Origin of the sequence: Dietzia sp. B19, assembly GCF_014145155.1 — a bacterium.
GTDB lineage: Bacteria > Actinomycetota > Actinomycetes > Mycobacteriales > Mycobacteriaceae > Dietzia > Dietzia natronolimnaea.
Genome location: NZ_JAALED010000102.1, coordinates 1 through 6,216 on the forward strand (window position 1 = coordinate 1; position 6,216 = coordinate 6,216).

At 69.2% G+C, this 6,216-nt stretch carries 6 protein-coding genes and 1 pseudogene; 3 read left to right on the forward strand and 4 right to left on the reverse strand.

Features of this window, described 5'->3' with window-relative positions; genetic code table 11:
* A partial coding sequence (locus G6020_RS04035; RefSeq protein WP_182609740.1) for a helix-turn-helix domain-containing protein occupies positions 1–292 on the reverse strand: 292 nt, incomplete at its 3' end.
* A gap of 69 nt (positions 293–361) precedes the next feature.
* Between G6020_RS04035 and leuC the strand changes: the two genes are divergently transcribed.
* From leuC to G6020_RS04050, 3 genes are all read left to right on the forward strand, one after another.
* Positions 362–1,828 carry a 3-isopropylmalate dehydratase large subunit gene (gene leuC, locus G6020_RS04040; protein ID WP_182609741.1) on the forward strand — a complete coding sequence of 489 codons (1,467 nt, stop codon included), beginning with the start codon at positions 362–364 and terminating at the stop codon, positions 1,826–1,828.
* 5 nt (positions 1,829–1,833) lie between these two features.
* Entirely contained in the window at positions 1,834–2,439 is a 606-nt protein-coding gene (leuD, locus tag G6020_RS04045) for a 3-isopropylmalate dehydratase small subunit (RefSeq protein ID WP_182609742.1), read from the forward strand.
* A gap of 143 nt (positions 2,440–2,582) precedes the next feature.
* Positions 2,583–2,963: an HU family DNA-binding protein gene (locus G6020_RS04050; RefSeq protein WP_179525501.1), complete on the forward strand. Its 381-nt coding sequence runs from the start codon at positions 2,583–2,585 to the stop codon at positions 2,961–2,963.
* A 9-nt stretch (positions 2,964–2,972) separates the two neighbouring features.
* Here G6020_RS04050 and G6020_RS04055 read toward each other — a convergent pair whose 3' ends face one another.
* The 3 genes and pseudogenes from G6020_RS04055 to G6020_RS04065 all read right to left on the reverse strand — a co-directional run.
* Positions 2,973–3,893: an NUDIX domain-containing protein gene (locus G6020_RS04055; RefSeq protein ID WP_179525500.1), complete on the reverse strand. Its 921-nt coding sequence runs from the start codon at positions 3,891–3,893 to the stop codon at positions 2,973–2,975.
* Entirely contained in the window at positions 3,890–5,986 is a 2,097-nt protein-coding gene (locus tag G6020_RS04060; RefSeq protein WP_182609743.1) for an RNA degradosome polyphosphate kinase, read from the reverse strand. The genes G6020_RS04055 and G6020_RS04060 overlap by 4 nt, the downstream gene beginning before the upstream one ends.
* A pseudogene (locus tag G6020_RS04065) lies at positions 5,983–6,216 on the reverse strand (2-phospho-L-lactate guanylyltransferase); the annotation flags it as partial. The pseudogene G6020_RS04065 and the gene G6020_RS04060, both read right to left, overlap by 4 nt.

Consider the following 6,216-nt stretch of genomic DNA (forward strand, 5'->3'; position numbering starts at 1 on the left):
CGCTCTCCTCCGTGGCCTCGCGGAGGCGGGGCAGGACCGAGGATGCGGCCTCCGCCAGGGAATCCGCGGCGTGCGCGGCGAGCTTGGCCAGGCCCGGGCCGAGGCTCCACACGCCGGCGTCGTCCCGGGACAGGAGTTGGTGGATCTCGAGGCCCACCGCGAGCCGGTGGGCGGTGGCCCGGGGGAGTCCGGTGCGCTCGCAGAGGTCGGCCAGGACGCACGGCTGCTCGGCCACCGCGTGGAGCACCGTCATGGCTTTGTCGAGGACTCCGATCCCGCTATACTGTCTCACAGTTCGACTATAGCGTCCTACATGGTGAGAATCCATCGGTTCGACACCCGGGCGTGGACTGGAGGCGTGATGAGTGTGACACCGTCCGGAGGTGCCCGGGGCCGAACCCTGGCGGAGAAGGTCTGGGACGACCACGTGGTGGTCAGGGGCGAGGGGGAGGGCGAAGCCCGTCAGCCGGACCTCATCTACGTCGATCTCCACCTCATCCACGAGGTCACCAGCCCGCAGGCCTTCGACGGACTCCGGCTGGCGGGCCGCGGCCTGCGCCGTCCGGACCTCACCCTGGCGACCGAGGACCACAACGTCCCGACCGACATCGTCGGCGGGGCCGTCAACCTCATCGCCGACCGCGTCTCACGGACCCAGATCGAGACGCTGCGCACCAACTGCGAGGAGTTCGGGGTCCGGGCGTACCCGATGGGTGACCCGGGGCAGGGCATCGTCCACATCATCGGGCCCCAGCTCGGCCTGACCCAGCCCGGCATGACCGTCGTGTGCGGAGACTCGCACACCTCGACCCACGGAGCGTTCGGCTCCATCGCGATGGGTATCGGGACGTCCGAGGTCGAGCACGTCATGGCCACCCAGACACTGTCGCTGCGGCCGTTCAGGACCATGGCCGTCACCGTCACCGGCGAACTGCAGCCGGGGGTCTCCGCCAAGGACCTCATCCTGGCCGTGATCGCCCAGATCGGGACGGGCGGGGGTCAGGGGCACATCATCGAGTACCGCGGCGAGGCCATCGAGAAGCTCTCGATGGAGGCGCGGATGACCATCTGCAACATGAGCATCGAGGCCGGCGCCCGGGCCGGGATGATCGCCCCGGACCAGACCACTTACGACTACCTGAAGGGGCGGCCGCACGCCCCCGCCGGGGAGGAGTGGGACGCCGCCGTCGAGTACTGGACCGGCCTGCGGACCGACGATGACGCGGTGTTCGACACCGAGGTGGTGATCGACGGCTCCGCCCTCACCCCGTTCGTCACCTGGGGCACCAACCCCGGCCAGGGTGTGCCCCTCGGGTCCACCGTCCCGCACCCGGAGTCCTTCGGGGACGAGAGCGACCGTGTCGCCGCCGAGGGTGCGCTCGAGTACATGGACCTCGAGGCCGGCACCCCGTTGCGCGATGTCCCGGTGGACGTGGTCTTCGTGGGCTCGTGCACCAACGGGCGTATCGAGGACCTCCGGACCGTGGCGGAGATCATCGACGGCCGCGCGGTCGCCGAGGGTGTCCGGATGCTGGTCGTCCCGGGATCGATGCAGGTGCGCCAGCTCGCCGAGCAGGAGGGCCTGGACAAGGTGTTCACCGCGTTCGGCGCCGAGTGGCGTCAACCGGGGTGCTCCATGTGTCTCGGGATGAACCCGGACTCACTCGAGCCCGGCCAGCGCTGTGCCTCGACCTCCAACCGCAATTTCGAGGGCCGCCAGGGCAAGGGTGCCCGTACCCATCTCGTCAGCCCGGCGGTCGCCGCGGCCACGGCCGTCGTCGGCCGCCTGGCCTCGCCCGCCGATCTCGAGCCCGCGAAGGGGGCCTGATCATCATGGAGCCGATCACCACCCACACCGGCATCGGGGCGCCGTTGCACCGGTCCAACGTGGACACCGACCAGATCATCCCCGCCGAGTACCTCAAGCGCGTCACCCGCACCGGTTTCGAGGACGGACTGTTCTCGTCCTGGCGAGCGAACGAACCCGACTTCGTCCTCAACCGTTCCCCGTACGACCGCGCCTCGGTGCTCGTGGCGGGTCCGGACTTCGGCACCGGCTCGTCGCGCGAGCACGCGGTCTGGGCCCTGAAGGACTTCGGCTTCCGCGTCGTCATCTCCTCGCGCTTCGCCGATATCTTCCGCGGCAACTCCGGCAAGTCCGGACTGGTGGCCGCGCAGGTCGAGCAGCAGAACGTCGACCTGCTGTGGAAGATCATGGACGAGCGTCCGGGCCTCGAGTTGACCGTCGACCTGGGGACCCGGACCGTGACCGCGGGGGACGTGACCGTCCCGTTCGAGATCGACGACTACACCCGCTGGCGCCTCATGGAAGGTCTCGACGACATCGGGCTCACCCTCCGGCAGGCCGATGCGATCGCGGAGTTCGAGCAGCGCAGGCCGACCTTCAAGCCCGTCACCACGCTGCCCGGTCGCGGCTGACCGACCGGGCACCTGGCGGCTGACCGACCGGTCCGGAGTCACGTCCGGAACGCTCCCCGTGACGGCAACGTGTGAGTATGCTTATATTTCGTATGACGCGGTGCTCTGCCGCGTCGGCGTACTCACCCTAAGGGGGATCCCTCGTGAACAAGGCCGACCTGATCGCCGAGCTGGCGGAACGGATGGACGGAGACCAGCAGCTCGCCACCGAGGCGCTGGAGAACACTCTCGACATCATCGTGCGGGCGGTGGCGGCCGGAGAGTCCATCACCATCATGGGATTCGGCATCTTCGAGAAGCGCGCACGCGCGGCGAGGGTCGCGCGCAACCCGCACACCGGTGAGTCCATCCCCGTCCCACCCACGTATTCGCCGGCGTTCCGGCCCGGGCAGTATTTCAAGTCCGTCGTCCAGGGCACCGAGACCCTCCCCGAGGGTCGCCTCGCCGCCAAGCGGTCCAGTTCGCACCAGTCCTTCGGCGGTGTCGGGAAGAACGGTGTCAACCACCGCGACAAGGTCAGCTGAGCGCCTGCCTCACCGCACGGGGAGCGGGCTCGGGTAGTAGTCGGCGAACACCAGGGTCCCACCGTCGAACCCCAGCCCCCAGGCGCCGGACTTCTTGGTCGAGGTGTCCCCCACGTCGATACCGGCACGTTCGGCCAGGTCGCCCAGGAGGCCGGGGATCGCGGTCCCCTGAGAACTCACCGCCGCCACCCCGTCGCCGCCGGCGATCTCGAGGAGGCGGGCGCGGGCGGCGGCGGGATCGTCGAGGTACGCCTCGTCGCTCAGAACCGGCTCGGGTGTGACCCCGACCCCGAGCTCGTCGGCGAGTGGGGCCAGGGTCTGCTCACACCGCACCCGGGGGGCACTGTGGAGCCTCCGGACGCCGAACGCCCTGAGCATCGGGACCAGGAGTTCTGCCTGGGTGCGTCCGGCCTTGTCGAGCGGGCGCGACGAGTCGTCACCACTCCATTCCGAGCGGCTCCCCGCCTTGGCGTGTCTGACCAGCAGGAGGACAGAATCCACGGGCCGGGCCGCGGCGAAGCGCGTCAGGATCTTGCGGTCCAGTGCGTACGAGACCAGTTCCTTGGCCTCGTCGACCGGGAGCCACCGGATGTCGTCGACCTCGGAGTTGGGCTCGAAGCCACCCCCGGACGCGAGCGCGGACCAGTAGGTGACCTCCTTCCGGGTGTTCTCCTTGAGCGGGTACGCGGTGGTCCCGATCCTGGACTCGAGAGCCGCGGAGAACCCCGTCTCCTCCGCGATCTCGCGCACCGCGGTGACGGGCAGCGACTCACCGGGATCGACCTTGCCCTTGGGCAACGACCAGTCGTCGTACCGGGGGCGGTGGACCACGGCGCAGCGGGCGGACCCCCCGTCCATGCGGTACAGGACGGCCCCGGCCGCGGGGACCACCCGGACGCTGGTCCGGCCGCCGTTCGACTTCCTGCTCATCGGTCCCGGAACCCCGCGTGGACGGAGGCCATGCGCTCCTGGTGGTCGACCGAGTCGGACCGGTCCCCGGGGGCGGGCATCCGCGCCCACGAGGCGTCAGGCCTCAGATGGAAGCTGCGCGTGGCCGGGTCGAGGGCGGAGTCGAAGATGCGGTGGATCTGACCCTTGAGCCGGGGGTCGGTGACGGTGGTCATCACCTCGACCCGGCGGTCGAGGTTCCGGTGCATCATGTCGGCGCTGCCGATGAGCACCTCGTCCGCCCCGCGGAAGTTGAGGATCCGCGAGTGCTCGAGGAAGCGTCCGAGGATCGAGCGGACGTGGATGTTCTCGCTGAGCCCGGGGACACCGGCGCGCAGGGCACAGATCCCGCGGACCACGATGTCGACCTGCACGCCCGCCTGCGAGGCCCGGTAGAGGGCGTCGATGATCTGCTCGTCGACCAGCGCGTTGGCCTTGAGCCGGATCCCCGCCTCGCGACCCTCGGCCGCGAAGCCGATCTCGCGGTCGATCCGCTCGATGATCCCCGAGCGGATCCCCTCGGGGGCCACGAGCAGTCGTCGGTACTTGGAGACGTTGGAGAACCCGGTGAGGTGGTTGAACAGGTCCGTCAGATCGGACACGACCTCCTCGTCCGCGGTGAACAACCCCACGTCCTCGTACAGGCGGGCCGTCTTGGGGTTGTAGTTCCCGGTGCCGATGTGGGCGTAACGCTGTAGCCGGTCGCCCTCCTTCCGGACCACCAGGCAGGTCTTGCAGTGTGTCTTGAGTCCCAGCAGGCCGTACACCACGTGGACACCGGCCTGTTCGAGCTCTCGCGCCCAGCGGATGTTGTTCTGCTCGTCGAAGCGGGCCTTGATCTCCACCAGTGCGACGACCTGCTTGCCAGCCGCCGCGGCGTCGACGAGAGCGTTGACGATGGGGGAGTCGCCGGAGGTCCGGTACAGGGTCTGTTTGATCGCCAGCACGTTCTCGTCCGCAGCAGCCTGTTCGATGAACCGCTGGACGGTGGTCGCGAACGAGTCATACGGGTGCTCGACGAGGACGTCGCCCTCCTGGAGGGACGCGAAGATGTTCCGGGCGGTCTCACGCTCACCGAATGCCGGGGGGGTGGCGGGGACCATCGCCGGATCCTTGAGGTCGGGCATGTCCAGGCCGTGGATCTGCCACAGCCCCGTCAGATCGAGCAGTCCCGAGAACCGGATCACGTCCTCGGAGTCCACGTCGAGTTCGTGCTGGAGGATCCGGAGCATCCGCGGCGTCATGTCCTCGGCGATCTCCAGCCGCACGGCGGAGCCGAAGCGGCGGCGGGCGAGCTCGCGCTCGAGCGCCTGCAGCAGGTCCTCGTCACGGTCCTCCTCGACCTCCATGTCCGCGTTGCGGGTCACGCGGAAGACGTGGTGCTCGACCACCTCCATGCCCTGGAACAGGTCGCCGAGGTGGGCCGCGATGATCTCCTCGGCGGGCACGAACGAGTACTCGTCCTCCGCGTCCCGGGCGACCCTGACGAACCGGGGCACGTTGTGGGGGATCTTGACCCGGGCGAAGTGCTCCTGCCCCGAACCGATGTCGCGGATGATCACCGCGAGGTTGAGGCTGAGTCCGGAGATGTAGGGGAAGGGGTGTGCCGGGTCGACGGCGAGCGGCGTGAGGACGGGGAAGATCGAGTTCCTGAACAGCTCCGCCAGGGAGAACCGCTCGTCGGCGGTGAGCTCGCCCCAGGGCAGGATCCGGATCCCGTGTTGCTCGAGTTCGGGTCTGATCTCGTCGTGGAACAACCGGGTCTGCTCGTCGCAGAGCTCGCGGGTCCGGACACTGATCCGGCCGAGCTGCTCGGCGGGCGTCTGGCCGTCGGCGGATCTGACCGACAGACCCGTCTTGTCGCGGCGCTTGAGGCCGGCCACCCGCACCATGTAGAACTCGTCGAGATTCGACGCGAAGATCGCGAGGAACTTGGCCCTCTCGAGTAGCGGCAGGTCCTTCTCGCCCGCCAGGGCCAACACTCGTGCGTTGAAGTCGAGCCAGCTGAGTTCTCGGTTGAGGTAGCGGTCACGGGGTCGGGGGAGTTGCTCGAGCACGGGGTCGTCTGCGGTCACCGGACCATTGTGGCCGATACCCCGGCGGAGTGAGCACGTTGACTCACGGAGGGGGTCCTCAATACCGCCGCGGTGGCCTCACCCACGGCGCGTCCGGTCAGTGCCAGGACGTCCTCGGGGGTGTCGACGTCGCGACCGGCCGCGCCCGAGGGATCGGCCCCGCCGAGCGGGACGGCACCACCCTCGGACAGGTGTCGGGCGGCGGAGTCGGGCCCGAACCGGGGCACGCG